Source organism: Noviherbaspirillum aridicola (genome assembly GCF_019656455.1).
GTDB classification, from domain to species: domain Bacteria; phylum Pseudomonadota; class Gammaproteobacteria; order Burkholderiales; family Burkholderiaceae_D; genus Noviherbaspirillum; species Noviherbaspirillum aridicola.
This window is the reverse complement of sequence record NZ_BPMK01000009.1, coordinates 52,739-78,665: the sequence shown is the minus strand read 5'-3', so window position 1 is coordinate 78,665 and position 25,927 is coordinate 52,739. Positions and strand designations below refer to the sequence as shown.

The window sequence follows — 25,927 nt, the reverse complement described above, 5'->3', positions numbered from 1 at the left end:
TTAAGACGCCTTGCTATCATGCGCGGCATCGCCGTCATCCGACCCGGAGCCCGCCATGGAAAAAGTCGCCCTGATCACCGCCGCGTCGCGCGGCATGGGAGCCGCGTGCGCGCGCGAACTCGCGCGCCGCGGATATCGCCTGGTCCTGATGTCGCGCTCGCAGGACATTCACGCCCTCGCGGCCGAACTCGGCGCCGATGCGCTGCAGGGCGCGACCGACAATCCCGACGATCTGCGGAAGCTAGTGACGCTCGCCATGGACAGGCATGGCCGCATCGACGCGCTGGTCAACAATACCGGCCATCCGAAGAAAGGTCCGCTGCTGGCCCTCGGCGACGACGACTGGCATGCCGGCCTCGACCTGCTGCTGCTCAATGTGGTGCGCCTGCTGCGGCTGGTCACGCCCGTGATGCAGGCGCAGCGCGGCGGAGCCATCGTCAACCTGTCCACCTTCGCCGCCTTCGAGCCCTCCGCCCGATTCCCGATTTCGGCATCGCTGCGCGCGGCGCTGGCCGCCTTCACCAAGATCTACGCGGACGAGCATGCGCGCGCCGGCATCCGCATCAACAACGTCCTTCCCGGCTACATCGACTCGATCACGCAGAGCGAGGAGACGGTGGCCGCGATCCCGATGGGCCGCCAGGGCACGCGCGAGGAAATCGCGAAAACCGTCGCCTTCCTGCTTTCCGCGGATGCGGGCTATATCACCGGGCAGAACATCCGCGTCGATGGCGGCATCACCCGGCACGTATGAACGTCCTGATCGTCGAAGACGACGCCGAGATCGCCGCCAATCTCTATGACTGGCTGGCCGCCCGCGGATGGCAGCCGGATGCCGCGGCCGACGGCCTGACCGCGCTGCACCTGGTCGCCACCCGGCATTTCGACGCCTGCATACTCGACCTCGGCCTGCCCGGCATGGATGGCCTGACGCTGGCGCGCCGCATCCGCGAGGATGCGCGTTCGCCGCTGCCCATCCTGATGCTCACCGCGCGCGACACGCTCGATGACAAGCTGGCGGGATTCGAGGCCGGCGCCGACGATTACCTGGTCAAGCCGTTCGCGCTCAGGGAAGTCGGTGCGCGGCTGCAGGCGCTGGTCAAGCGCTCCCAGGGGCGCGTCGGCGAGAGCCCCCTGCGGGTGGGCGGATTGTGCTACGACCCGTTCAGCGGCGAGGCCAGCTGGCAGGGGCAGGCGCTGAAGCTGTCGCCGAAGAGTCTCAGTCTGCTGCAGACGCTGATGCGCCAGCCCGGCCGCCTGTTTTCCCGGGAAGAGCTGGAGCAGGCGGTATGGGGCGAACCGCAGGCCAGCAGCGACACGCTGCGCGCCCATCTGTCGCAGCTGCGGCGCGAGCTCGCGGCGCCCGGCGCGCAGGGCCTGATCGAAACCGTGCACGGACGCGGCTACCGGCTGCGGCAGGCCGATGCAACGTAGCCTGCGGTGGCGGCTCGCCTGGAGCTTCACGCTGCTGTCGGTGTTCGCGGTGCTGCTGCAGGCGGTATCGCTGTTCATCAGCACCGAAGAGCAGGAAGAAGACATGATCGACGAGGTGGTCAACGCCGCGCTCGACAATTACCTGCGCCAGCCCGGAACGCCGCTGGATGCCGCCGCCTCGCTGCACATGGAGATGCACCGGCTGCCGGCGGGCGCGGCGACCGCGGCGGTGCCGCCGGAGGTCGCGCGGCTGCCGGCCGGCAATCACGAATGGTTTCGCGGACAGACCGAGTTCCACGTCGGCATCCGCAACCTCGGCGCGGAGCGCATCTACGTGATGTACGACACGACCGAACATGAGGAACGCCTGGCGGAGCTGATGTGGCGGCTGGCCGGCGGGCTGCTCGTGCTCACCCTCATGTCGCTGGCGCTCGGCTACTGGCTCGCCGGGCGCATGCTGTACCAGCTGCAGCGGCTGGTGCGGCAGATCGGCGAGGATGCACCGGGACCGCTCGCCGAACCCGGGCTCGACCGCGAGGTGGCGCAGCTGGCAGGCGCCATCGACGACTACCGGGGCCGCAACCGCGAGCTGCTGGCGCGCGAGCAGGAGTTCACCGCCAACGTCAGCCATGAGCTTCGCACGCCGCTCACCCGCATCCGGACCGGCGCCGAGCTGCTGGCCGACGAACCCGGACTGCCCGAGCGTGCGAAGGAGCGCGCGGTCCGCATCCTCGAAGGCGTCGATGCGATGGAAAACCGTCTGCGCGGCCTGCTGTTCCTCGCGCGCGAGCCGCGCCTGGACGACACCGGCCTGCTCGACCTGAAGGCGGCGGTCGAGGCCAGCGCGGCGCCGCTGCGTCCGGCCTGCGAGGCGGCCGGCGTGACGCTCTCGGTCGAGGTGCCCGAGGGCCTGCGCCTGCGGGCCGACGCCTCGCTGCTGCAACTGCTGCTCGACAACCTGCTGGGCAACGCGGTGCGCTATACGCAGCACGGCAGCATCACCGTCTCGGCCCGTCCCGGCGAGCTGGTGGTGGCCGACACCGGCGCCGGCATCGCGGCCGAACACCAGCCGCATGTGTTCGAACGACATTACCGCGCGAGCGCGCATCCGGACGGCAGCGGACTGGGCCTGTCGATCGTGCGGCGGGTGTGCGCGCTGCACGGCTGGCAGTGCCGGATCGACAGCGTCGCGGAAGCCGATTCGCCGCGGCGCGGCACGCGGGTGACGGTCGGTTTCTGACGCCGGCGCGACTTCACATTCCCTTCACAATTCGCTTCCCGGATCTTCACAAGGGGCTTCCTATACTCCGCGCATCACATTCAGGAAGCCTCTCATGCGCACTGCTTTTTCCCCGCTGTTCCGGCGCGTCGCCCGTTGCGCCGGCGTCTTTCCGCTGCTGATGCTCAGCCTGTTCCTGGCCGCATCGCTGCTGACCCGCATCGTCCTGCTGCTGATCGCCCGGCACGAGATCGGCGCCGCCGGCCTGCCCGCGGTGCTGCTGCTCGGCGCCGGCCGCGATCTCGTCACCGGTTGCCTGGCGGTGCTGCCGGCGGTGCTGCTGCACCTGCTGCTGCCGCGTGCGCGCCTCGCGTTCTGGATCAGGCTGCCGGTGGTGCTGGCGACCATCTATCTGCTGCTGTTCAACCTGGTGTCGGAAATCCTGTTCTGGCGCGAATTCGGCGTCCGCTACAACTTCATCGCGGTCGACTACCTGGTCTACACCCAGGAAGTGATCGGCAATATCCGCGAGTCCTATCCGGTCGGGACCATCCTTGCGGCCTTGCTGCTGGCGACGCTGGCGTTCGCCTGGCTGCTGCGCCGGCCGCTGCTGCGGCTGCTGCGCGCCGGCGACAGCCTTCGCGCGCGGCTGCTGCATGCCGCCGCCTGGAGCCTCGCCGCGATTGCCGCGATTGCCGCGGTGCTCGGCGCGCCGCTGCTCGACACCGAGTCGCTGTCCAACCGCTATCACGCCGAGCTGGCCAACAACGGCCTGTACAGCTTTGTCAGCGCCTTCCGCAACAATGAACTCGACTACAAGCACTTTTACGTCACCCGGCCCTCGGCAAGCGTGCGCGCCGACCTGGAGCGGCTGCGCGCCGGGCCTGCCACGATCAGGCGCATAGCCGCCCGCCCGGAGCGCCGGCTGAACGTGGTGCTGGTGTCGGTGGAAAGCCTGTCGGCGGAATTTCTCGGCGCCTTCGGCAACCGCAAGGGACTCACGCCCAACCTCGACCGCCTGGCGCAGGACGGCATGCTGTTTACGCGGCTGTATGCGACCGGCACGCGCACCGTGCGCGGACTGGAAGCGATCTCGCTGGCGCTGCCGCCGACGCCCGGGCAATCCATCGTCAAGCGGCCCGGCAACGAGGACCTGTACACGCTGGGCAGCGTATTCCGCGGCAAGGGCTATGACGTGCGCTATGTCTACGGCGGCTACGGCTATTTCGACAACATGAATGCCTTCTTCGGCGGCAACGGCTACCAGGTGGTCGACCGCCTCTCCATCCCCGACAACCGCATCCCGTTCGAAAACATCTGGGGAGTGGCCGACGAGGCGCTGTTCGACCAGGCGCTCGACGAAATCGACAAGTCGTTCCGCGCCGGCAAGCCCTCGTTCACCCATGTGATGACCACCTCCAATCACCGGCCCTATACCTACCCCGAGGGCCGCATCGACATCCCTTCCAAGACCGGGCGCGCGGGCGGGGTCAAGTACACCGACTACGCGATCGGCCGCTTCATGCGGATGGCGAGCGAGAAGCCCTGGTTCCGGGACACCGTGTTCCTGATCGTCGCCGACCACTGCGCGTCGAGCGCGGGCAAGACCGAGCTGCCCGTCAACCGCTATCACATCCCGATGATCGTGTATGCGCCGGCGCATGTCGCACCGCGCCGCGTGGACCGGCTGGCCAGCCAGATGGACGTGGCGCCGACGCTGCTCGGCCTGCTCGACGCCGGCCATGAATCCCGCTTCCTCGGCCGCGACATCCTGCGCATGACCGAGGCCGACGAGCGGGCCTTCATCAGCAATTACCAGTCGCTCGGCTATCTGCGCCACGGCATCCTGACGGTGCTGCGGCCGAAGCGGCAGGTGCAGGCCTACCGCATCGCCGACGATTCCAGCGCCACGCCCACCGCGGTCGACCCCGAACTGCTCGACGAAGCCATCGCCTACTACCAGGGCGCCGCGGAGCTGGTGCGCAACGGCGAATACCGGGCGCCGCGATGAGCGCCGGAGACGCGTGGCGGCGGTGGTGGCGCCTGCTGCTGCCACTGCTGCTGGCGCCGCTGCTGCTGGCGCTGTTTTCGCTCACGCCGCTCGACCATGCCCTGACCCGGCCCTGGTTCGACGCGACGACGCACAGCTTTCCGCTGCGGCACAGTTTCATCTTCGAGGGGCTGCTTCATGAAGGGATGAAGTTCATCGTGCTGGCGGTGGCGCTGGGCGTGCTGCTGGGCTGGCAGCTCAGCTTCGTGGCGCCGGTGCTGACGGGTCGGCGGCGGCAGCTGCTGTGGACACTGGCGGGCATGGCGCTGTCCACCGGCATGGTATCGCTGCTCAAGCATCACAGCGGGTTGCATTGCCCCTGGGATCTCGCCGAGTTCGGCGGCTATGCGCCGTTTCATGGCCTGCTCGACCGTCTGCCGCAGGCGACCGCACCGGGCCGCTGTTTTCCCGGCGGTCATGCCTCCGGCGGCTATGCGCTGATGGCGCTGTATTTCGGATTTCGCCGGACCGATCCCGCGCCGGCACGCGCGGCGCTCGCGGCCGCGCTCGTGGCCGGCACGGCCATGGGCTGGGCGCAGGTCATGCGCGGCGCGCACTTCCCGTCGCACAATCTGTGGTCAGCCTGGATCGCGTGGACGCTGCTGGCGGTCCTGTATCACCTGGTGCCGCCGATGAAGCGCGACAGCCGGTCCGCGCCGTCCTCCAGCCGGGCGAGCGAGCTGGCGAAGCACCAGCGCACATAACCCTCGCCCTCGGTGCCGAAGGCGCTGCCCGGCGCCAGGCCGAGCCCGGCTTCGCGCACCAGCCGCTTGCACAGCGCGAGCGTGTCGCGTTCGCCGTCGATGCGGAAAAACAGGTACATCGCGCCCTTGGGCAGCGGTGCGGTGATGCCCGGTAGTTCGTTGAGCCGCGCATGCAGGAAATCACGTGCGGCGCGATAGCGCTCCACCGTGTGGGCAATGATCTCGTCGCCGCGTTCGATGGCGACGATGCCGGCGCGCTGCACGAAGGAGGGCGCGCAGGAGGTGTTGTATTCGATCAGCTTGCCGAGGTCGGCCATCATCGGTTCCGGCGCCACCACCCAGCCCAGCCGCCAGCCCGTCATCAGCCAGGACTTGGAAAAGCTGTGCGCCGACACCAGCCGGTCTTCCGGCGTGGCGATGTCGAGGAAAGAGGGCGCGCAGGCGGCGCCGTCGTACACCAGCCGCTCATAGACATCGTCGGCCAGGATCCAGATGCCGTGCTGCCGGCAATGCGCGAGGATCCGTTCCTGCTGCGCGGCGGTGATGGTCCAGCCGGTCGGATTGTTGGGCGAATTGATCAGTACCGCGCGCGTGCCGGGCGTGAGCGCGTCGAGCAGGCGGTCGAGGTCCAGCTCCCAGGTCTGTCCGAAGCGCAGCGGCACCTTCACCACTTCCGCGCCGAGGATCCTGGGGATCTCGACCAGGTTGGGCCAGAGCGGCGTCACCGCCACCACCCGGTCGCCCGGGCTGACGATCATCTGCGCCAGCAGCATCAGCGCCGAGACGCCCGACGAGGTGACCGCCACCCGATCCGCGCCGACCCGGCCATGCAACCGCGACAGGTAGGATGCGATCGCCTCGCGCAGCGGCGCGATGCCGAGGTTGGGCGTGTAAAAGGTCTCGCCCGCGTCGAGCGAGGCATGCGCGGCCTCGCGGATGAAGTCGGGGGTTTCCTGGTCCGGTTCGCCGAACCAGAAGGGCAGCACCCCCGTCAGGCCGATGCCGGCGTTGGCGACTTCCCGGATGCGCGAGGCGCCGAGATTCTGGACGACGGGACGGGCGGCGGGCGCGGTCAGAAGCATAGGATGATGCGGTTGGCGAGATCGAAGACGAAGGCCGGACGCAGATAGCCGACGAAGGCGAGCGCCAGCACCGCCGCGAGGGCGGTGTAGAGCAGTGCGCGCTTGACCGGTTCCGGCATGGCGTTGTCAGGCAAGCGCCGGCTGCTGCCGGACGATCGCCTTTTCATTGATCGGCAGGTTCACCAGCGCCGCGAATACCCCGAGCGCGATGGTGATGCCCCAGACGGTATTGTAGTTGCCGTCGCGGGTGAACAAATAGCCGCCGAGCCAGACGCCGAGGAAGCTGCCGACCTGGTGCGAGAAGAACACGAAGCCCGACAGCATCGACAGATACTTGACGCCGAAGATGCCGGCGATCACGCCGTTCGTCAGCGGCACCGTCGACAGCCACAGCAGGCCCATCGCGCAGGCGAACACATACACCGACCAGGGCGTCAGCGGCGCCAGCAGGAACAGCGAGATCACGATCGCCCGCGTGAAGTAGATGGACGACAGCAGGTAGCGCTTGGGCAGCATGCCGCCGAGCTTGCCGGCGTAGTAGGAGCCGAAGATGTTGAACAGCCCGATCAGCGCCAGCGCCATCACCGCCACCGACGGGTCCATGATGCCCTTGTCCTTCAGATAGGCCGGCATGTGGACGCCGATGAAGACGACCTGGAAGCCGCAGACGAAATAGCCGGCCACCAGCAGCAGGAAGGGACGGTAGCCGAAAGCCTCGCGCGTGGCTTCCCACACGCTCTGCTGCGGGCCGCTTGCCTTTTCGGCGGGCATTTCGCGCAGGCCGAAGGCCATCGGCAGCATCAGCAGGCCGACCAGGCCGGCCAGCACGAAGAACGCGCCCTGCCAGCCGGCGGCGGAAATCAGCTGCTGCTCGACCGGCATCATCACGAACTGGCCGAAGGAGCTGGCGGCCGACGAGATGCCGAAGGCCCAGGAGCGCTTGTGTTCCGGCGCCGTGCGGCCGATGATGCCGCTCACCGCGCCGAAGGCGGTACAGGCCAGCGCGGCCCCGATCAGCACGCCGCTGCCGACCACGAAGGCGGTCGGATGGGAAACGCTCGCCATCCAGATCAGGCCGGCCACGTACAGCAGCGCGCCCACGATCACCACCCGTGCCGTGCCGAAGCGGTCGGCCGCCATTCCGGCGAACGGGCCGAAAGCGCCCCACATCAGGTTTTGCAGCGCCAGCGCGAGGGAATAGGTCTCCCGGGTCCAGCCATGCGCCTGCGAGATCGGCTGCAGCCAGAAGCCGAAGCCGTGACGCACGCCCATGGCCAGCGTCAGTACCACGCCCGCAGCGATCAGGACGGTTTTCAGTTGCGGTGCGCGGGTCGCGGTCAGCATGGCTTGTCTCTTGTTGTGGTGGGAACAGGCGACCGAGTGTAGCGCAAAGCAAAAAAGCATGTGGACCGCCGGATTCACCGGGCCAGGCCGGCGATGGCGCGCAAACGGCGCGCCGGCCGGAACCGGCGCGCCGTCACCGCATGTGCGCCGCGGACGACTACTGCTTGCGGGCGATGAAGCCGCCTACCGCGGTCGCCTTGCTGGTGGCGTTGTTGAGCATGAAAGTGCCGGCGGCCTCGGCCGGGCCGGCGCCGCTGCCACCGCTCGCCACCGCGCCGAAGAAGCGCCCGCCGATGCCGCCGGTCAGGCTGCCGGCGGTCAGCGGGGCGGTCATGTAGTTCGCCATATTGCTGCCGGCGGCGCCGATGCTGGCGGTGCCGCTGAAGTTCAGCGGCACCGCGGCGCCGGTGTTGTCGGCCCTGGCGTCCTGCACGACGATGCTGGCCTGGCGGTTCGCGAAGTTGACCGTCAGCGTCGCGCTGCCGGAGAACGGCGTCGGATCCCCCGTCCCGTCCGCCGAATACCAGCCACGCACCGTGCCGGCATAGCTGGCGCTGCCGCTGGCGGGAACGACCGCCGGATCGGTGACCTCGCCGAACGCGACCATGCCGCGCCGGACCTTGTTGTGTTCTTCGCCGATCGTGGTCCATTCGCGGATGAGCACGGTGTCCTGCGTCACCCACGAGGCGAGGTTGGCATAGCGCAGGCTGGAGTTGCCCAGCTCGCGATAGCCCTTGGAGCCCGGGAAGGGCACGCCCGGCCCGTTGCCGCCGACGATATAGGTCGGATTGCCGTTCGCGTCGTTCGGGCCATTGCCGGCGTGGACGTCGCCGTCGCCGTGTACCCGCACGGCCCGGGTCTGCTCCGGATTGATGCCGCCGGTGCGCCAGTCGCCGGTACTGATGACGCTCAGTCCGCTCGTCTCGGTGGTCGCGCAGCCGCCCGCGGGCTGCGGATCGGGACAGCGCGAGGGATTGCGGCGCGGGAAGTAGCGGTTGTTCGCATAGTTGGCCTGGGTGGCGGTGGCGCCGAGGTTGGCTTCCCGGTAGTTGAAGAAATTCAGGTCGGTTTCATCCGGCAGCGTGGCTTCCTGCAGCGCGCCTCCGGTGCCGAGCACGGTCCTGCCATAGGTCGGATTGAAGGTCTCGATGATGAGCGGACGATCGTTTCTGCCGTCCCAGCGCAGATCCAGGTTGCTCAGCAGCAGGGCGGCGCGGGCGACGCCCTGTTCCGCGTTCCTGTTGACACGCAGCTCGGCCAGGCCGCCGGAAGCCGGCTCCAGGCCGAAGGCGCCCGTTGGTTCGGGATTGCGGGACTGCAGGTCGCTGGTCGAGCGGCCATAGACCTGGACGCCGGAGTTGGTCAGGGTGACGCCGTTATCCTGACGCAGGTAGCCGCCGCTGCATTGCCAGCCGGCGCCGTCCGGGCACGACATCATGGTGCTTGCGACGCCGCCGGAAGGCGTGCCGCCCGAGGGAGTGCCGCCCGAGGGAGTTCCCCCGGAAGGCGTGCCGCCGCCGGCGGTCGGGTTGTCGTCCCCGCCTCCGCCGCCGCCGCCGCAGGCGGCGAGCATGCCGGCCGCGAGCAGCGCCATGCAGAGCGGACGAAGGGCATCGAGGGAGAGTGTGCGAGACGCGTCGAGCGGCGAGCGGCGGCGGTTATCCATGGCAATCCTTTGCAAGGTAAAAACGGTTGGAAGGTCCGGCTCTTGTCCAGCCCGGGGCTGGCAGGGGTACGGGCAGACGTGCGGGCAAGGATCGCAGCCGGAGCGATCATGTCGTCGATCGATATTCCGCTGTTCGTGCAGATGCCTGTTTGATAACAGTTAAGCTGACACGGGATGACGTTGCGTGATCGCCACGAAGCGTGACCGGCGTCAGGTAGCGCGGCGGAAAGCCAGTCCGCGCTTGACCGCGCGCATGGTGCGCAGCAAATGGGCGGTGGCGCGGGCACCGGCCGGCAATTCATCGAGGCGCGCGCCGGGCTCGAGCAGCGCCGCGGCGCGGTGGCGCGCGCCGGCCAGCGCGAGCCCGGCGGCCAGCCGTCCCTGCGCCAGCTGATGCAGGCGCGAGCGGTAGATCACGACGCGCTGCAGATCGCGGCGGCGAGCGCCGAGCGCGTACTTGTACTCATACTCGTTCCACATGAAGTTGAATTCGCTGCAGCCGCGCTCGATGCAGGCGCGGATCATCAGATAGCAGCAGAGTATGCCGAGCGAGCACGGGTTGTATTGCGGATCGTGCCCGATGATCTTGAAGAAGTAGCGCCCGCCCACCCGATACCCCAGCGCGCCGCAGCACACCCTGCCGTCTATCCTGCCGATGCCGGCCATGCCGCGCTCGCCCAGCAGCGCCAGGATCCGTTCTTCCTCATCGTCGATGGAATACGCCTGCTGCTTGCCGGCGATGCGCGCGCGATTGAGGTCGATGACCGCGCGCGCGTCCGCGGGCGATATCGCCTCGCGTTCGAGGATCTCGAAGCGGAAGGACGGATGCAGCTGCAGCAGCCTGTCCATGTAGCGCCGCAGGTTGCGCCGCATGTTCTTGCCGAGCGAGGCGAGATAGGTGTCGGCATCGGGCGGCAGCGCGAGCGGCATGTCGGCCGTGCATATGGCTTGCTGCACCGGAAAGCCGATCGTCAGCGGTGGCGCTTCCACCGCATTGAATTCGATGGCGGACAGGTGGGGCCGCGCGGCGAACGCATGCCGCGCGAAGTCCTCCAGCGCGGCCGCCTCGAGTCGCATGCCTTCGTTGATCACGCGAAGCCGGCGGCCATCGTCGCGCAACAGCAGCACCGCCGACAGCGCCTCGTGATCGCGGGCCACATAGACGGCATTGACCTCGTCCAATCCGCCGTAGATACGCAGATGGGCAGGCGTCGAATGGATATTGCCGTACAGCCGGCTCAACGCATCGTCCAGTTCGACGGGCAGCGCGCTGCCGCCGAGGTCGAGCAGCCCTCGTGTCCCGGCATGCGGGAGCCTGTCGTGAAGCGCTGTTGAAGCAGGCGTCATTCGGTTCAGTGAGCGTGAACTTCGTCGAGAGTGGCGATGTCACTGTATCCGGCACGGCGCCGCTTGTCATACGCATTGCGCAGCAGGCTTGCGCTGGCATAAACCGGTTTCGCATTTGCATGGGGACGCGGACAGTCAGTCGGCGACAAGGGGAGCGGCATGCAGGGACAGGAAGAGACGATTTCCCTCTACGAAGGGACAGTGCCGGAGTTCGTCGCCGGCGAGCTGGAGCGGCTGTATCGCAATCCGTATTGCACGCTGCTCCATCATGCGCTGCACGGCGCGCTCGACGGCGGCACGGGCGCGTATGTGGCGCGCCGCGATGGCGAGGTCAGCGCCGTGCTGCTCTTCCGCCGGCATGGCGAGACGCTGCGGGTGCTGAATGAACAGTTGCGTATCGACGCCGCCGAGGTGGACCGCTTCGCGCGTCATGTCTTCGCCGCCTTCGCCGGCGTCAACATCATCGATCTGAACGCGGTGGCGATACGCGGCGGGGCCCTCACGCTTCCGGCTCAGCATTTCCGCTGCACGGAAGACATCGTGCTCGAACTGCCGGCGACGACCGAGGCTTACCGCGCGCGCCTCGGCAAGGCCACCCGCAGCTATGTCAGCCGCTATCTCAACCGCCTGCGCAAGGATTTCCCCGACATGCGGCATGAGTTCGTCGACGGCGCGCATGTCGCGGAGGAAGACCTGCTGGCCATCATCCGCATGAACGCCGCCCGCATGCAGGGCAAGCGGCACGAGAGCTACATCGATGCGGAGGAAACCCGCCGCATCCTGACGATGGTGCGGCAGCACGGCATGGCCAGCCTGCTGCGCCTCAACGGCAGGCTGTGCGCCGGCGCCATCAATCTGCACTACCGCGGCAGCTATTTCCTCAAGGTGATCGCCCACGACCCGGCATACGACAGCTATCGTCTCGGCACGCTCTGCTGCTTCCTCAATATCTGTGCCTGCATCGAGCGCGGCGGTGACGAATACCACTTCCTGTGGGGCCGCTATGAATACAAGTACCGGCTCGCCGGCGTGCAGCGCGATCTCGAGCATATCGCGCTCTACCGGTCGCGCGCGCAGATGCTGCGCCACGCGCGGCTGGCGATGCGCAATGCGGTCACCGGCGCGCGCATGGAGGCGCGCGACTGGCTGCTGGCCAAGGTGCGCGAGCAGGGGTCGATGGGTGCGGTCCTGCGGCGCACCGTGCATGCGCTGAAAAAACTGCGGCAGGGCGGTGCGCTGGAGACGCGGCCGCCGGCCCGGGACGGCGGCTAGCGCTAATTTATCGCGCCAGCAGCATCTGCTCGAACGCCTCCGGCGGCAACGCGCCCGATATCAGGTAGCCCTGTCCGTAGTCGCATCCCGCTTCGACCAGCGCATGTCTCTGCTCGTCGTTCTCGACGCCTTCCGCGACCACCCGCAATCCCAGTTCGTGCGCCATCGCGATGATCGAGCGCACGATCGCGCGGTCGCCGCTGTCGGTCGCCACCTGCTGCACGAAGGAGCGGTCGATCTTCAGATAGTCGATCTGGAACTTGCGCAGATAGGCCATCGAAGAATACCCGGTCCCGAAGTCGTCGATCGCCACCTCGATGCCCGCGCCGCGCAGCTGCATCAGGCGGTCGATGATGATCGGCGACGCGTCGAGCAGCAGGCCTTCCGTGATCTCCACCGAAATGCTGCTTCCCGCCAGCCCGAGATCCTTCAGATGGCCGCCCCAGTCGCTGTCGCGGCCGCGTCCCAAAAACTGCACCGGCGACTTGTTGACGCTGATCTGGAACGGCTGCCCCAGGCGTTCGCCCCAGCGCCGCGAGTGCTGCGCGGCCTGCCGGAACACCCATTCGCCGATGTCGTTGATCAGCCCGGATTCTTCCGCGCAGGGGATGAAGCGCTGCGGCTCGACGAGGCCCATCTGCGGATGGAACCAGCGCAGCAGGGCTTCCGCCTTGGCGATCCTGCCGCTGCGCAGGTCCACCACCGGCTGGTACCAGACCTGCAGTTCTTCGCCTGCGAGCGCGCCGCGCAAGTCGGCGATCAGCCGCAGTCGTGTCTGCGCCTGCGCCTGCATCGCCGGCGTGAAGTAGCTGAAGCGGTTGCGTCCGCCGTTCTTGGCGGCATACATCGCCTGGTCCGCGTTGCGGATCAGGGCTTGCGGCGTCTGCGCATCGCTGGGATAGAGGGTGATGCCGACGCTGGCCGACAGATAGACCACCTCGTTGCCGAGGCGAAAAGGCTCGGACAGCGCGCTGATGATTTTTTGCGCGATCCACTCCACATGCGCGAGATCGACGAGGTCGGTCAGGATCGCCGTGAACTCATCCCCGCCCAGTCTTGCCACGGTGTCGGACGATCGCACGCAGCGCGCGATGCGGTGTGCCGCCTCCACCAGCAACTGGTCGCCGACATCATGCCCGAGCAGGTCGTTGGCTTCCTTGAAGCGGTCGAGGTCGATGAACAGCAGCGCCATCGGCAGGCCGTTGCGGCGCGCCTTGAGCACGCTGAATTCCAGCCTGTCGCGAAACAGGCGCCGGTTCGGCAGCTTGGTCAGGCCGTCGAAATTGGCATGGCGCCAGATCACTTCCTCGGACTGGCGCTTTTCCGAGATGTCGGTGACGGTGCCGGTCATCCGCAGCGCGCGCCCGTGTTCATCGCGCGCCACCACGATGGCGCGCGCCAGCACCCATTTCCAGTCGCCGCTCTTGCACAGCAGCCGGTGTTCGTGGCGGTAGGCGGCGCTGCGTCCCGCCATGCAGGCGTCGAGCGCCTCCTGCGCGCCCTGCCTGTCCTCCGGATGCGTCCGCTGCGCCCAGTCCTTCACTGAATCGAGGCGGTCCGCCGCGTCGTAGCCGAGCATCTGGCGCAGCCGGTCCGAGCAGATCACCCTGTCATGTGCGATGTCCCAGTCCCAGACGCCGTCGCCCGACCCTTCTATCGCCAGCTTGAGCCGTTCATTACTGACGGCAAGCTCTTGCTGGGTGAGCACGAGGTCGGTGACGTCGATCGAAATGCCCACATGCCCGGCGTAAGCGCCGCCGGCGCCAAACCACGGCGAGGCATGGGTTTCCATCCAGCGCCAGTCGGCGTCGGCGCTGCGCATGCGCAGCCGCCCGCGCACCGAGGAGCGGCTGCCGCGGGCGTGCGCGAGCTGCTGCAGCCAGGCATCCCGTTCGTCCGGATGCAGTTCCGACGTCCAGTTGCGCTCCAGGTCTTCCGCCGAGCGGCCGGTGAGGGCGAGGTAGCGCCGGTTCAGATAATCGATCTTTCCGTTTGGATCCAGGTGCCAGATCAGCGCCGGGGAGGCGTCGGCCAGGGCGCGGAAGCGCGCTTCGCTTTCGGCCAGCGCCTGTTCGGCGAGGCGGCGGGCGCTGAGGTCGACGGTGACGGCCAGCACCGTGCGGCGGCCGCCATGGTCAAGCAGGTTGAGGCTGCTGCGGGCGTAGATCACGCGCCCTTCGGCATCCAGGTAGCGCTTGTCCACCGACACCGCCTCGCGCTCCTGCAGCAGCCTGCCGAAGGCTTCGAGGCTGCGCATCACATCCTCGGGATGGGTGACGTCGGCCACGCCGGCCGCGAGCAGTTCCTCGCGGCTGCGGCCGAGCATGCTGCACAGGGCGTCGTTGACGCGCAGGAAACGTCCCTGGTCCGAGATCTCCGACAGTCCGACCGGGGCGCGCGTGACGATGGCGTTGAGCCGCGCCTCGCTGTCGCGCAGCCGGCGTACCAGTGACGGCAGGCCGCCGTCGCCGCTGGCCAGCGCCAGCATGCCTGCGGGGCCGCCGCCCTCATCGGACACCGTCGCGTAGTCGAAGCGCAGGCGCTGCGCGGGACCGCTGGCGGAGGCCAGCTCCACCGTCCGGCCGTCGCTGCCGGCGCGGTCGAGAATCGCGACCAGGCTGCGCATGTGGGCCACCCAGGGATGGGCGGTCTCGTCCGCCATCGCATTGCCGAGCCGCCCGGCATGGTCGTCGCCGGCCAGCGTGCGCCACGCGTCGTTGTAGAACAGTACCCCGCGGCGGCCCCACAGCAGCATCGCGGGCAGCGGCAGGCCAAGCATGATATCCACCGCGGCGCGCAGGCACGAAGGCCATCCGCATAATTCGCCGAGCGGGCTGGCGGACCAGTCATGCCGCCGTATCCGCTCATGCATGACGCCGCAGCCCGCCGGCCACTCCCGGACATCGCTCTCGTTCATCTCAGTCCCCGTAGTCCGGCCTGTCTGACAAGAATGCCGGCGGGCGGGAAAAGTTCGGACACGTGCGATATAAGTTTTCGATTGAAGCAGGGCGCCCGATGCCTGCCGCATTGCCGCCGGTGCCGTGCCCTCCCGCTACCTGAGGCGCATCTTCGCCGGCGTGGCGGCGGCTTCGCCTGTCGGGCACGCTCCCGCCCGCGGCCACGGTGTTGCCGCCTGAGATATCTCCCGCGCGGCGCATCGGCACTCATGTCCGAAAACGGCTGGCAAGGGGGCGGCCGCCAGGAGTATAAATGCGGCATGCCCGCATCCATCTCCAGCCCGCCGTCCGCATCGCCCGCGCTTGACCGCCTGAGCTGCTATCGCGCGCTGTCCGCGCGCGACGCGCGTTTCGACGGCGTGTTCTTCACTGGCGTCAAGACCACCGGCATCTATTGCCGGCCGGTGTGCGGGGTGAAGACGCCGCGCGAATCCTCCTGCGAGTTCTTCTCCAGCGCCGCCGCCGCGGAGGCGGCCGGTTTCCGTCCCTGTCTGCGCTGCCGCCCCGAGCTGGCGCCGTATGCGCTGCAGCAGAACCTGGCGCACGCGGTCTGGCAGCGCATTGCCGGCGGCGCGCTCAACGACGGCAAGCTGGAACGGCTCGCCGCCGAGGTCGGTCTCTCCTCCCGCCAGTTGCGGCGGGTGCTGTTGCAGCATTTCGGCGTCACCCCGGTGGAGCTGGCGCAGACCCAGCGCCTGCTGTTCGCCAAGAAGCTGCTGCAGGAAACCGGCCTGCCGATGACGGAAGTCGCGTTTGCCGCCGGATTCGGCAGCGTGCGCCGCTTCAATGCCCTGTTCGCCGCACGCTACCGCATCGCCCCGGGCGAGCTTCGACGCAGCGCACCGCGGCGTACCTGCGCCGATGGCGCGCTCACGCTGCGGCTGGCCTACCGTCCGCCCTACGACTGGGATCGGGTACTGCGCTATCTCTCGGGTCGCGCCGCGGCAAAGGTGGAGTCGGTGGATGCAAGCGCGCGCAGCTATGCGCGCAGCATCCGGGTCGGGGAGCTGACCGGCTGGCTGCGCGCGACGCCGGTCGAACACCGCAGCCAGCTGCAGGTGGAAGTTTCGCCCTCGCTCGCAGGCGTCCTGATGCCGCTGCTGGGCCGGGTGCGACAGCAGTTCGACCTCGACGCCAATCCGGCGGCGATCGAAGCCCATCTCGCTGCCGACAGCCTGATCGCCGATCGTATCGCCGCCTCGCCTGGCCTGCGCGTTCCCGGCGCCTTCGACGCGTTTGAACTGGCCGTGCGCGCCGTCCTCGGCCAGCAGGTCAGTGTCGCCGGCGCCACGACCCTGTGCGGGCGGCTCGTGGAACGCTTCGGCGACGCCTGCGAAACGCCGCTGGCCGGCATCACGCACCACTTTCCCTTGCCTGCCCGCCTGGCCGCCGCCGACCCTGCGGACATCGCGGCGATCGGCCTGCCGCGCGCACGCGCCGCGACCCTGTGCGCGCTGGCCCGCTTCGCCGCCGGCGGCGGTTTGCAGCTGCGTCCCGGCGCGAGCCTGGAGCAGGCAGTCGCCCGTCTCAAGTCCGTGCCCGGCATCGGCGAATGGACCGCGCAATACATCGCGATGCGAGCGCTACGCTTTCCGGATGCCTTCCCGGCCGGCGACCTCGGCTTGCAGAAACAGGCGGCGCCGGGTGGCGGCCGCCTCACCGAAAAACAACTCGCCGCGCGCGCGCACGCCTGGTCCCCCTGGCGCGCCTACGCCGCGCTCGCGCTCTGGATGGAGTAAAGCCATGATCAGTTACATGCCATACCCCGGTCCGCTCGGCACGATGCTGCTCGCCGCCACGCACGAGGGACTCTGCGGCGTCTACTTCGCGCAGCACAAATACTTCGACGGTCCGCAGGACTGGCGCATGGACGAGCGGCATCCGCTGCTGCGCCAGACAGCATCCGAACTCGACGGGTATTTCAGCGGAGACCGGCATGCTTTCGACGTGCCGCTGGATCTGAAGGGAACGCCTTTCCAGGTCGCGGTATGGACGGCGTTGCGCCGGCTGTCGTTCGGCGTGACGAGCAGTTACCGCGAGATCGCCGCGGTCACCGGCAGGCCTGCGGCGGTGCGCGCCGCAGGCACCGCCATCGGCCGCAATCCCGTATCGATCATCGTGCCCTGCCACCGGGTGCTGGGCAGTTCCGGCGCGCTGTCAGGATATGCCGGCGGCCTCGATCGCAAGCGCTTCCTGCTGGCTCACGAGGCTGCCGCCCGTGGTTCGATATCGGGAGCACAATAAAAATCGCCGGCAGCGAAAACCGCTGCCGGCGATATTGCTACATGATGAGTAGCGTGGCGGATTAGCGCGAACCGCTGCCCGACCCACCAGCGCCACCAGCGCCCGAGCCACCGGCGCCCGAACCACCGCTGCCCAAGCCAGATCCGCTGCTGCCCGAACCCGGAGCGTTTGTGCCGCCGCCCGGCACAGGAGAGGTGGAGGAGCTCGGGAGGGGACTCGTCGTGGCGCCGGAGCTGCTTGGGCTCACGCTCGGCGAGGACATAGACGAGCCGGAGGAGCCATAGCTGCCACTGCCGCTTGTCGCGGCCCCGGAGGTTGCGCCAGTGCTGCCGGCAGCGCCAGCAGCGCCAGGTGCGCCCGACGCGCCGGGAGCATCAGTCGTGCCGGCACGAATGCTGGGAGATGAAGACGGGGGCAGAGTCGACGAACTTGCGCCTGAGGACGAGGCGCCCGAGCTGCCGCTAGTGCCCGAGGTTCCGCAGGCCGTCAGCACGAGTGCGCATACGAGAGGAACGGTCCATTTGATCATTTGAATTCTCCTTAAAGGTCAATCGATTCCTGAATTGCTCAGGCGCGGATGTGATGCATGCGGCTGTGTAGAATCTAACAACATGCGAAAGTTCCGGTGCTGCCAGTCAGCGCAGACCGCGGGTGAGATGCATCAGGCCCGTAACGATTCGTAAGCGTCACGGGCCGTGATGCGAAGCCATGCCGCATTACTTGGAGACCTTGTTGCCGATGACGCCGCCGACAGCGGCGCCGCCCACGGTGCCGAGCGTGCTGCCGCCGGATACCGCATGACCGGCCGCGCCGCCGAGCGCGGCACCGCCGACGGTACCGACGGTCGAGCGGCTTGCACAGGCAGACAGGGAAGAAGCGAGCGCGACGGCGCTCAGGACGGATGCAACGAGACGAGTGTTCATGTGATCCTCCGGAAATGGTATTCCACGCAGGTGGATATGTTGTCAAGACAAGGGTTCGACCTTGCCTTCACGGAGGGAGTTCACAAGTGGTTATTGCCCCTCAAACAGGGTTTGGAACAGCACAAACACAAACAGCCGCGGAAGGCATCCGCGGCCGTTTGCTTTCGACGCCGGCGCAGGGCCGCGAACGTCAGGCAGCCTTCTTGGCCGCCGCTTTCTTCACCGCCGGCTTTTTCGCGGCGACTTTCTTTGCCGCGGGCTTGGCCGCCGCCGCCGCGGTCTTCTTCGGCGCTTCCTCCTTGGGCTCGTCCTGCTCGCTCTTGCCGCGCGCCGGCGCCTTGCCCTTGCGTTCCTCGAACTCGAAGCCGACCTTGCCGTTCTTGTCCTTCACCAGGTAGGCCTTGAAAGGCCGCCTGGTGCGCTGCGAGATAAAGCCGGGAAGCAGGTCGGTGCGCCCGTCATTGAGCAGCTTGGCCATCTGCTCCGGCACGATCTCCTGCTGCAGGATGATGCGCCCGCTACGGAAATCGCAGGCCTTCGGTTTGGCCACCGCTTTCTCGCACACATAGGCCAGGCCCATCTCGTATACCCCGCTGCCGCATTTCGGGCAGTGGCCGAGCGCGGTCTGATTGGAGAAATCGACCCCTTCGCCATCCTCGCCCTCGTCCTGGTTCTGGCCGAAGTCGAATTCGAGCTTGTAGTTGTTGATGTCTTCGTCGCGGTTGATGCGAAGGATCGCGGCGAACGGCCGCCCCATCTTCGAGCGGAAACCCTGCAGCGGCCCGATTTCGCGCCTGGCCAGCAGTTCCTCCACCTCCGGGATCTCGAACTGGCGGCCGCCCGGCGTCTTGCTCATCGAGAATTCGCACTTCGTGCAGGCGAAGCGGCGATAGTTTTCCTTCACCACGCCGCCGCAGTTCGGGCAGGGCGTCTTGAGCGTCGCATAGTCGCCGGGGATGGTGTCCTTGTCGTACTCCTTGGCGCGCTTGACGATGATCTGGGTCATCTGCGCGATCTCGCGCATGAATTCCTCGCGGCTGATCTTGCCGCGCTCCATCTGCGCCAGCTTGTATTCCCATTCGCCGGTCAGTTCCGGCGCGGTGAGTTCGTCGACGCCGAGTCCGCGCAGCAGCGTCATCAGCTGGAAGGCCTTGGCGGTGGGGATCAGTTCCCGCCCCTCGCGCAACAGGTATTTTTCGTTGAGCAGGCCTTCGATGATTGCCGCGCGCGTGGCAGGCGTGCCGAGGCCCTTGCCCGCCATCGCCTCGCGCAGGTCTTCGTCATCCACCAGCTTGCCCGCGCCCTCCATTGCCGACAGCAGCGTGGCTTCGGTGTAGCGCGCCGGCGGCTTGGTAACGAGGCCGTTGGCGTTGACCTTGTCGGTCTTGACCTGCTCGCCCCTGGCGACGGGCACCAGCGTACCCGCATTGTCCTTGTCGTCGTCGTTGGCGGCTTCGCGACCGTAGATCGCCAGCCAGCCGGGGTTGGTCATGACCTTGCCCTCGGTCTTGAACTGATGTCCGGAGACCTCCGTGTAGCGGGTGGTGACCATGTACTCGGCCGCCGGGAAGAACACCGCCATGAAGCGCCGCGCGACCAGGTCGTACAGCTTCTGCTCGGGCTCCGACAGGTTCTTCGGCACCTGGGTGGTCGGAATGATCGCGAAGTGGTCGCTGATCTTGCTGTTGTCGAAGATGCGCTTGTTCGGCTTGACCCAGTTGTTCTTCAGGATCTGCTTGGCGAACTGCATGTAGTTATTGTTTTCGGAGATCGCTTCCAGCGTCTGCTTCACGGTGCCCAGATAATCCTCGGGCAGATGGCGCGAGTCGGTACGCGGATAGGTGAGGACCTTGTGCTTCTCATACAGCGCCTGTGCCAGCGCCAGGGTGTTCTTCGCCGAAAAGCCGAAGCGCGAGTTGGCCTCGCGCTGCAGGCTGGTCAGGTCGAACAGCGCCGGCGACAGCTGGGTCGCCGGCTTGGCTTCCTCGGTCACATTGCCGGGCTTGCCGCGGCAGGCGGCGACGATGGATTCGGCGGCTGCCTTGCTCCACAGGCGCTCGGCGCGCTTTTCCGGGTCGGTTTCGTCCTTCCTGAACTTGGTGTCGAGCCAGCGGCCTTCGTAGACGCCGGCCGCGCATACGAACTCGGCGCGTACTTCCCAGTAGTCGCGCGGCACGAAATTCTTGATCTTCTCCTCGCGCTCGACCACGATCGACAGCGTCGGGGTCTGCACCCGGCCCACGGTGGTCAGATAGAAACCGCCGTCCTTGGAGTTGAAGGCGGTCATCGCGCGGGTGCCGTTGATGCCGATCAGCCAGTCCGCCTCGCTGCGGCAGCGTGCCGCATCCGCCAGCGGCATCATTTCCTTGTCCTCGCGCAGGCGCGCAAAGCCTTCGCGGATCGCGGCCGGCGTCATCGATTGCAGCCACAGGCGCTTGATCGGTTGCTTGGCCTTGGCGTACTGGGCAATGAGACGGAAGATCAGCTCGCCTTCGCGTCCGGCGTCGCATGCGTTGACGAGGGCGGTGACATCCTTGCGCTTGATGAGCTTGTTCAGCACTTTCAGCCGCGACTCGGTCTTGGCGATGGGATTGAGCGCGAAGTGGGGCGGGATCACCGGCAGATGGGTGAAGGTCCATTTGCCGCGCTTGACGTCATATTCTTCAGGCACGGCGATTTCCACCAGGTGGCCCACGGCGGAGGACAGCACGTACTCATTGGATTCAAAGTACTCATCGTGCTTCGTGAAGCCGCCGAGCGCCTTCGCGATATCGTTCGCGACAGAGGGCTTCTCTGCGATGATGAGGGTCTTGGTCATAAACTGGTCTCGAAGTTGGCGCGGCGCGGTCGCGCACAGTGAAGTGTTCGGACGGCCGGTCGGCGGCGTCCCGTCGGGTTTGCTCACGCGCAAGCCCTACAAATATAACAACCTTCCGGGAAGAGCGGCCAATGATAAGCGGGTTGCGGCGAAAACCGCAAGCGAGGAGGAAAGCGCCGGCGGTGCGGCGGCTTGACAGACGGACAATGGCGGCGGCTCAGTGCAGTTGCCGTGCCTCGGCGTCTTCTTCATCCGAAAAGAGTTCGTCGAAAATCAGCGCGTCGGGTTCCTTGCCCTGGCTCCAGAGCACCATCAGCACGATGACCTTGATCTTGTCGAGCGAGACCTGCGGGTCGGCCGCGGCCAGCGCGCGCTCGATGATGATTTCGCGCTGCAGGGAGTCGATCACCTTCGCCGATTCCAGGAACTGGAGAAATCCCACGGTCTCCGTGCCGAGCACGTCCATTTCCTGCGGCGCATAGAAGCGCATCCCGAACGAGAACGCGGTCTGCTGCGGATAGCTTCTCGAGTACTCGTTGGTCGCCTGCGCAAGATCGGTCAGCCAGCCGAGCGCCTTGGAGATCTCTTCCGCTTCGAAACCGACGGCGGAGAGCTTCTTCACCAGCGCCTCGGAATCCGGGCAGGCTTCGGGACGATAATAGGTTTCGTAGAGATAGACGAGAACGTCGAACATGATTTTCACTGTACCGTTGGGACCGGCCGCTGGGAGCGACAGGCCAGGTTGCGAATAAATGACACTCTCGTGATCATCTTTTCTTGCATGAATACACTCTGATTCGCGAGAAAAGAGGTGCCATGCCCGGGGACAGTACAAATTTATTGCAGTCCTGCGCCCACAGCATATCCCAAAATCCTTCAGGCTGTCAGCGCATTTGGTTTTAGGGTGTTACAACGCGGCGCACCCTTCCGCCGGGGAGCATCTCGATCATTCCCTGCAATTCCAGTTCGAGCAATCGCGCCTGCAGCTCGCCGGCCGGCAGGCCGGCGCGCGCGGCAAGCTCGTCCGCGCAGATCGGATCGTGTCCGATCCGGCCCAGCAATCCATCGTCGGATGCCTCATCTTCAGCCGGCGCGGACGGCTCGCGCGCCGGCGCCCGCGGCCCGTAGTCCAGTTCTTCCAGGATGTCCCGCGCACCCTCGACCAGCTTGGCCCCCTGCTTGATGAGCAAATGGCAACCCTTGGACAGGGGCGAGTGAATGGAGCCCGGGATGGCGAACACGTCGCGCCCCTGGTCGGCAGCGGTGCGGGCGGTGATGAGCGAGCCCGACCGCTCGGCGGCCTCGATGACAAGCACGCCCCGGGCAAGGCCGGAGATGATGCGATTGCGACGCGGGAAGTTCGCGGCCAGCGCGGGCGTGCCGAGTGGATATTCGCTGATCACGCAGCCGTTTTGCGCCAGTTCGAGGGCCAGCGCACGGTTGCGCGCCGGGTAAATGATGTCCGGGCCGGTGCCGGTGACGGCGATGCTCGAGCCGCTGCCGCGCAGCCCGCCCCGGTGCGCGGCCGCATCGATGCCGAGCGCGAGCCCCGAGATGATGGCGAGACCCTGCACGCTCAAGGCTTCGCTGAATTGCTCGGCATTGATCATGCCCTGCGTCGTCGCGTTGCGGCTGCCCACCACGGCGATCGCCGGCCGTCCGAGCAGTTCGGACCTGCCCTTTGCATACAGGACCAGGGGTGGATCGGGGATTTCGAGCAGGCAGGGCGGGTACTCGGGGTCCGCCAGCGTGATGATCCGGTTGCCTTCCCTTGTCGCCCATTCGAGCGACGTCTCAATGCGTTTGCGCATTTCCCCGTCGGGCGGCGCGGCGAGCGCCACCGCCGTCTGTTCCGGAACGAGCGCGCGCAGGGAGGGAAGTTCGCGCTGGAATATCTGGCAGGGAGGCCCGAAGGCGGAGAGCAGGCGCCGGCCGGAGACAGGGCCGACGCCGGGCGTCAGCTGCAGCCTGATCCAGCCTGCGAGTTCATCATCCAAGCCGCGATCCGGCATCGCGGGCGCTTACTGCGGCGACTTGGCAATGTCGCCGATCTGCACGCTGTCGGTCACCTGCATCACCAGACCGTAGGAGATCTTGGCGAAGGCGCGGAAGATGAACAGCGATCCGTACTTCGAGTCCGGCAGCTTGACCATCTTCTTGCCCGAGAAGAAACCGGTCTTTTCCGTCGGATCGGCAACGGTCGCGCCGAAGCGATACAGGTCGAGCACGGTGCCGAGGTCGACGCCGTCGGCGGTGCCGCGATTGATGGTTACGATCTGATTCTGTCCCGCCTGCGAGACGCCGCCGTAGACCGAGGCGATACGGGCATCGACCTCGCGCTCCGGCGCATGGGGCACGTAGTTCAGGATCGGCGTGGGCGGCACCGGCAGCAGGCGGTCGCCGATGCCCATTTCCTGCTTGACGCTGACGACCCTGAAGACATGCGCTTCGTCGGGGGATGTCGCCGCGCGTTCGAGCTTGATGGTGCCGAGATAGGCGGCCTCGTGGCCGATGATGTCCTTGCCGCCCGGGTCGCGGATGGGCGTCGCGGGACGGAAAACCTGGAACGAGGTCCCGGACTGCAGGTCGCCGCGCACGAATGCCTTGTCGTTCTTGCCGAGTATGACGCGATTGTTTTCGGTCGCCATGATGCGCGGCGCGGTCTTCAGTTCATCCTCGGTCACGATCAGCGGCTGCGACAGGAAGGGCTCGATCGCGTTCGACGGGATGGAGGGAACGGCATCCTTCCCCAGGCCTTCGGTGCGTACCTGCGGGCTCAGGCGTACCACCTGGGCGGCCCCGCCGTTGCCGGCCGTCGGCGTGCCCAGCCGCAGCCGTCCGGCGGCACGGTCGAAATAGACGATCTGGCCGGGGTAGATCAGATGGGGATTGCGGATTTCCTCCCGGTTCAGGCCCCAGACCTGCGGCCAGCACCAGGCATGCTGGAGAAACTTGCCTGAAATATCCCACAGGGTGTCGCCGCGCACGACCTTGTGCTGATCGGGGGCGTTCGGCAGGAATGCACAGCGGTTGCTGGTGGCATCCGCGCTCGTCGCCTGCGCCGAAGCGGCGCCAGCGAGAACGAGAAGAAGGGCGGCTGTGCTAAACTTTTTCATAGATCTGTCCGGTGAATGCCGCCTGCTCCCCTGCGGCGCGAACAAGCGCTTGTTCGTACCACTGCATGTTGTATTCATGCAAACAGTTGCCCGGCAACACTTGTCAAAGTGAATCAAATTCTGCACATAAATCCTTGAACTAGCAATAGAAGCGACCCATCTGTCCGTCGTCCCTGTTGCGCAAAAGCCGTATGTCCCTACTGAATATTCTGCGTTACCCCGATCCGCGCCTGCACAAGGTCGCCAAGCCGGTCACCGTGTTCGACGACCGTTTGAAGAAGCTGGCCGCCGACATGGCCGAGACCATGTATGCGGCGCCGGGCGTCGGCCTGGCCGCGACCCAGGTCGACGTGCATGAACAGCTGATCGTGATCGATGTCTCGGACACGCACGACCAGCTGACGGTCTTCATCAATCCGGAAATCGTGTGGGCCAGCGATGAAAAGCAGGTCTATGAAGAAGGCTGCCTGTCGGTACCCGGCATCTATGACGGCGTCGAGCGGCCGAAGCAGGTGCGGGTGCGCGCGCTCGACGTGGAAGGGAAGCCCTTCGAGCTCGACTGCGACGGCCTGCTGGCGGTGTGCATCCAGCACGAGATGGACCACCTCCGGGGCAAGGTCTTCGTCGAGTACCTGTCGCCGCTCAAGCGCAACCGGATCAAGACCAAGCTGCTGAAAGAAGAGCGGGAAAACAGCCGCGACAAGAAGAAGGCGGCCGCGGTGCGCTAGGCGCATCAGCCGCTCCCTCATCCCTTATCCGGCGCACGCGCCGATCCCAGAACATGAAAGTGATCTTCGCCGGTACGCCGGAATTCGCCGCGGTGGCGCTGGCCGCCCTGCGTGACAGCGGATTCGACATCCCGCTGGTGCTGACCCAGCCCGATCGTCCGGCGGGACGCGGCATGCAGTTGCAGGCTTCGCCGGTCAAGCAGTATGCGCTCGCCCATGGCATACCCGTTGCCCAGCCGGTGTCGCTCAGACTCGACGGCAAGCATCCGCAGGTGGCGGAGGAAGCGCATGCGCTGCTGCGCGCCACGCCGCATGACGTGATGGTGGTGGCGGCCTACGGCCTGATCCTGCCGCGCAGCGTGCTCGGGATTCCGCCGCTCGGCTGCATCAACATCCATGCGTCGCTGCTGCCGCGCTGGCGCGGCGCGGCGCCGATCCACCGCGCGATCGAAGCCGGCGATGCCGAGACCGGCGTGACCATCATGCAGATGGAAGAGGGCCTGGACACGGGGCCGATGCTGCTGGCCGAGAGCCTGCCCATCCTGCCCGCCGATACCACGGCCAGCCTGCACGACCGGCTGGCGACGCTGGGCGGGCGGCTGATCGTGGAGGCGCTGCGCAAGCTGGAACAGGGCGGCCTGCGGGCCGAGCCCCAGCCCGAGGCCGGCGTGACCTATGCGGCCAAGATCGGCAAGGAAGAAGCCGCGCTCGATTTCAGCCTCGATGCCGCCACGCTGGGCCGCCGGATCCGCGCCTTCAATCCCTTCCCGGGCGCCTACGGGGTCTGCAACGGGACGCCGGTCAAGTTCTGGCGGGCCGACGTCGTGCCCGGCGATGGCGGCGAGCCAGGGCGCGTGGTCGCGGCCAACGGCCAGGACGGCGTGGTGGTCGCCACCGGTTCCGGCCTGCTGCACGTGCGCGAGCTGCAAAAGCCGGGCGGCAAGCGCTTGCCGGCGGCGGAATTCCTCAAGGGCTTCCGCCTGGAGGGCGAGCGTTTCGCGTGAGCCGCGCGGGCCATCCGCA

General features: G+C 67.1%; 21 protein-coding genes. 10 read left to right on the top strand and 11 right to left on the bottom strand.

From position 1 onward, the window contains the following. Nucleotides 1-55: 55 nt before the first annotated feature. The 5 genes from NCCP691_RS11355 to NCCP691_RS11335 all read left to right on the top strand — a co-directional run bounded on the left by NCCP691_RS11355 (nucleotide 56) and on the right by NCCP691_RS11335 (nucleotide 5,407). The gene (locus tag NCCP691_RS11355) at nucleotides 56-754 is read left to right on the top strand and encodes an SDR family oxidoreductase (RefSeq protein ID WP_220808390.1); all 699 of its coding nucleotides are present in this window, start codon (nucleotides 56-58) and stop codon (nucleotides 752-754) included. Continuing rightward, nucleotides 751-1,434, top strand: a complete 684-nt coding sequence (locus NCCP691_RS11350; RefSeq protein ID WP_220808389.1) for a response regulator transcription factor — start codon at nucleotides 751-753, stop codon at nucleotides 1,432-1,434. Before NCCP691_RS11355 ends, NCCP691_RS11350 begins: the two co-directional genes overlap by 4 nt. Further along, nucleotides 1,424-2,674, top strand: a complete 1,251-nt coding sequence (locus NCCP691_RS11345) for a sensor histidine kinase (RefSeq protein ID WP_220808388.1) — start codon at nucleotides 1,424-1,426, stop codon at nucleotides 2,672-2,674. The genes NCCP691_RS11350 and NCCP691_RS11345 overlap by 11 nt, the downstream gene beginning before the upstream one ends. A gap of 94 nt (nucleotides 2,675-2,768) precedes the next feature. After that, entirely contained in the window at nucleotides 2,769-4,664 is a 1,896-nt protein-coding gene (locus NCCP691_RS11340; RefSeq protein ID WP_220808387.1) for an LTA synthase family protein, read from the top strand. Beyond that, nucleotides 4,661-5,407 (top strand): phosphatase PAP2 family protein, encoded by a 747-nt coding sequence (locus tag NCCP691_RS11335; protein WP_220808386.1) that lies wholly within the window; start codon nucleotides 4,661-4,663, stop codon nucleotides 5,405-5,407. Before NCCP691_RS11340 ends, NCCP691_RS11335 begins: the two co-directional genes overlap by 4 nt. Here NCCP691_RS11335 and NCCP691_RS11330 read toward each other — a convergent pair. The 5 genes from NCCP691_RS11330 to NCCP691_RS11310 form a co-directional block, all read right to left on the bottom strand. Next, nucleotides 5,320-6,489 (bottom strand): pyridoxal phosphate-dependent aminotransferase, encoded by a 1,170-nt coding sequence (locus tag NCCP691_RS11330; RefSeq protein WP_220808385.1) that lies wholly within the window; start codon nucleotides 6,487-6,489, stop codon nucleotides 5,320-5,322. The two genes, NCCP691_RS11335 and NCCP691_RS11330, sit on opposite strands and share 88 nt — an antisense overlap. Next, nucleotides 6,480-6,623, bottom strand: coding sequence for a hypothetical protein (locus NCCP691_RS11325; protein ID WP_220808628.1), 144 nt, complete (start codon nucleotides 6,621-6,623; stop codon nucleotides 6,480-6,482). Before NCCP691_RS11325 ends, NCCP691_RS11330 begins: the two co-directional genes overlap by 10 nt. Then, entirely contained in the window at nucleotides 6,616-7,833 is a 1,218-nt protein-coding gene (locus NCCP691_RS11320; RefSeq protein WP_220808384.1) for an MFS transporter, read from the bottom strand. Before NCCP691_RS11320 ends, NCCP691_RS11325 begins: the two co-directional genes overlap by 8 nt. Before the next feature lie 157 nt (nucleotides 7,834-7,990). Then, on the bottom strand, nucleotides 7,991-9,499 hold the full coding sequence (locus tag NCCP691_RS11315; RefSeq protein ID WP_220808383.1) for a HupA family protein: 1,509 nt from the start codon (nucleotides 9,497-9,499) through the stop codon (nucleotides 7,991-7,993). Nucleotides 9,500-9,709: 210 nt separating this feature from the next. After that, complete coding sequence (locus NCCP691_RS11310) at nucleotides 9,710-10,846, bottom strand: GNAT family N-acetyltransferase (protein ID WP_220808382.1); 1,137 nt, start codon at nucleotides 10,844-10,846, stop codon at nucleotides 9,710-9,712. Between the two features lie 159 nt (nucleotides 10,847-11,005). Between NCCP691_RS11310 and NCCP691_RS11305 the strand changes: the two genes are divergently transcribed. Next, on the top strand, nucleotides 11,006-12,118 hold the full coding sequence (locus NCCP691_RS11305) for a GNAT family N-acetyltransferase (RefSeq protein WP_220808381.1): 1,113 nt from the start codon (nucleotides 11,006-11,008) through the stop codon (nucleotides 12,116-12,118). 7 nt (nucleotides 12,119-12,125) lie between these two features. Here the strand turns inward: NCCP691_RS11305 and NCCP691_RS11300 are convergent, their stop codons facing one another. Further along, complete coding sequence (locus NCCP691_RS11300; protein ID WP_220808380.1) at nucleotides 12,126-15,035, bottom strand: sensor domain-containing protein; 2,910 nt, start codon at nucleotides 15,033-15,035, stop codon at nucleotides 12,126-12,128. Nucleotides 15,036-15,335: 300 nt separating this feature from the next. On the opposite strand from NCCP691_RS11300, the gene NCCP691_RS11295 reads away from it, so the two are divergent. Together NCCP691_RS11295 and NCCP691_RS11290 are read left to right on the top strand one after the other, a co-directional pair. After that, a complete protein-coding gene (locus NCCP691_RS11295; protein WP_238482402.1) occupies nucleotides 15,336-16,814 on the top strand; it encodes a DNA-3-methyladenine glycosylase 2 family protein in 1,479 nt (492 codons plus the stop codon). Between the two features lie 4 nt (nucleotides 16,815-16,818). Beyond that, nucleotides 16,819-17,319, top strand: coding sequence for a methylated-DNA--[protein]-cysteine S-methyltransferase (locus NCCP691_RS11290; protein ID WP_220808378.1), 501 nt, complete (start codon nucleotides 16,819-16,821; stop codon nucleotides 17,317-17,319). Nucleotides 17,320-18,035: 716 nt separating this feature from the next. On the opposite strand, the gene NCCP691_RS11285 is transcribed toward NCCP691_RS11290, so the two are convergent. The 5 genes from NCCP691_RS11285 to NCCP691_RS11265 form a co-directional block, all read right to left on the bottom strand. Next, nucleotides 18,036-18,242, bottom strand: coding sequence for a glycine zipper 2TM domain-containing protein (locus NCCP691_RS11285; RefSeq protein ID WP_220808377.1), 207 nt, complete (start codon nucleotides 18,240-18,242; stop codon nucleotides 18,036-18,038). A gap of 190 nt (nucleotides 18,243-18,432) precedes the next feature. After that, a complete protein-coding gene (locus NCCP691_RS11280) occupies nucleotides 18,433-21,060 on the bottom strand; it encodes a DNA topoisomerase III (protein WP_220808376.1) in 2,628 nt (875 codons plus the stop codon). Between the two features lie 217 nt (nucleotides 21,061-21,277). Beyond that, a complete protein-coding gene (locus NCCP691_RS11275) occupies nucleotides 21,278-21,754 on the bottom strand; it encodes a Smg family protein (RefSeq protein WP_220808375.1) in 477 nt (158 codons plus the stop codon). A 205-nt stretch (nucleotides 21,755-21,959) separates the two neighbouring features. Beyond that, on the bottom strand, nucleotides 21,960-23,057 hold the full coding sequence (gene dprA, locus NCCP691_RS11270; RefSeq protein WP_309295119.1) for a DNA-processing protein DprA: 1,098 nt from the start codon (nucleotides 23,055-23,057) through the stop codon (nucleotides 21,960-21,962). 24 nt (nucleotides 23,058-23,081) lie between these two features. Then, the gene (locus NCCP691_RS11265) at nucleotides 23,082-24,176 is read right to left on the bottom strand and encodes a LysM peptidoglycan-binding domain-containing protein (protein ID WP_220808373.1); all 1,095 of its coding nucleotides are present in this window, start codon (nucleotides 24,174-24,176) and stop codon (nucleotides 23,082-23,084) included. 191 nt (nucleotides 24,177-24,367) lie between these two features. Here NCCP691_RS11265 and def point away from each other — a divergent pair, with 191 nt between their 5' ends. Next, on the top strand, nucleotides 24,368-24,904 hold the full coding sequence (def, locus tag NCCP691_RS11260) for a peptide deformylase (RefSeq protein ID WP_220808372.1): 537 nt from the start codon (nucleotides 24,368-24,370) through the stop codon (nucleotides 24,902-24,904). 53 nt (nucleotides 24,905-24,957) lie between these two features. After that, nucleotides 24,958-25,908, top strand: a complete 951-nt coding sequence (fmt, locus tag NCCP691_RS11255) for a methionyl-tRNA formyltransferase (protein WP_220808371.1) — start codon at nucleotides 24,958-24,960, stop codon at nucleotides 25,906-25,908. Nucleotides 25,909-25,927: the final 19 nt, after the last annotated feature.

Bases quoted from the DNA above. Each gene is read 5' to 3' on its own strand.
- NCCP691_RS11355 (WP_220808390.1), top strand. From the start codon at position 56: ATGGAAAAAGTCGCCCTGATCACCGCCGCGTCGCGCGGCATGGGAGCC.
- NCCP691_RS11350 (WP_220808389.1), top strand. From the start codon at position 751: ATGAACGTCCTGATCGTCGAAGACGACGCCGAGATCGCCGCCAATCTC.
- NCCP691_RS11345 (WP_220808388.1), top strand. From the start codon at position 1,424: ATGCAACGTAGCCTGCGGTGGCGGCTCGCCTGGAGCTTCACGCTGCTG.
- NCCP691_RS11340 (WP_220808387.1), top strand. From the start codon at position 2,769: ATGCGCACTGCTTTTTCCCCGCTGTTCCGGCGCGTCGCCCGTTGCGCC.
- NCCP691_RS11335 (WP_220808386.1), top strand. From the start codon at position 4,661: ATGAGCGCCGGAGACGCGTGGCGGCGGTGGTGGCGCCTGCTGCTGCCA.
- NCCP691_RS11330 (WP_220808385.1), bottom strand. From the start codon at position 6,489: ATGCTTCTGACCGCGCCCGCCGCCCGTCCCGTCGTCCAGAATCTCGGC.
- NCCP691_RS11320 (WP_220808384.1), bottom strand. From the start codon at position 7,833: ATGCTGACCGCGACCCGCGCACCGCAACTGAAAACCGTCCTGATCGCT.
- NCCP691_RS11315 (WP_220808383.1), bottom strand. From the start codon at position 9,499: ATGGATAACCGCCGCCGCTCGCCGCTCGACGCGTCTCGCACACTCTCC.
- NCCP691_RS11310 (WP_220808382.1), bottom strand. From the start codon at position 10,846: ATGACGCCTGCTTCAACAGCGCTTCACGACAGGCTCCCGCATGCCGGG.
- NCCP691_RS11305 (WP_220808381.1), top strand. From the start codon at position 11,006: ATGCAGGGACAGGAAGAGACGATTTCCCTCTACGAAGGGACAGTGCCG.
- NCCP691_RS11300 (WP_220808380.1), bottom strand. From the start codon at position 15,035: ATGAACGAGAGCGATGTCCGGGAGTGGCCGGCGGGCTGCGGCGTCATG.
- NCCP691_RS11295 (WP_238482402.1), top strand. From the start codon at position 15,336: ATGCCCGCATCCATCTCCAGCCCGCCGTCCGCATCGCCCGCGCTTGAC.
- NCCP691_RS11290 (WP_220808378.1), top strand. From the start codon at position 16,819: ATGATCAGTTACATGCCATACCCCGGTCCGCTCGGCACGATGCTGCTC.
- NCCP691_RS11285 (WP_220808377.1), bottom strand. From the start codon at position 18,242: ATGAACACTCGTCTCGTTGCATCCGTCCTGAGCGCCGTCGCGCTCGCT.
- NCCP691_RS11280 (WP_220808376.1), bottom strand. From the start codon at position 21,060: ATGACCAAGACCCTCATCATCGCAGAGAAGCCCTCTGTCGCGAACGAT.
- NCCP691_RS11275 (WP_220808375.1), bottom strand. From the start codon at position 21,754: ATGTTCGACGTTCTCGTCTATCTCTACGAAACCTATTATCGTCCCGAA.
- NCCP691_RS11265 (WP_220808373.1), bottom strand. From the start codon at position 24,176: ATGAAAAAGTTTAGCACAGCCGCCCTTCTTCTCGTTCTCGCTGGCGCC.
- def (WP_220808372.1), top strand. From the start codon at position 24,368: ATGTCCCTACTGAATATTCTGCGTTACCCCGATCCGCGCCTGCACAAG.
- fmt (WP_220808371.1), top strand. From the start codon at position 24,958: ATGAAAGTGATCTTCGCCGGTACGCCGGAATTCGCCGCGGTGGCGCTG.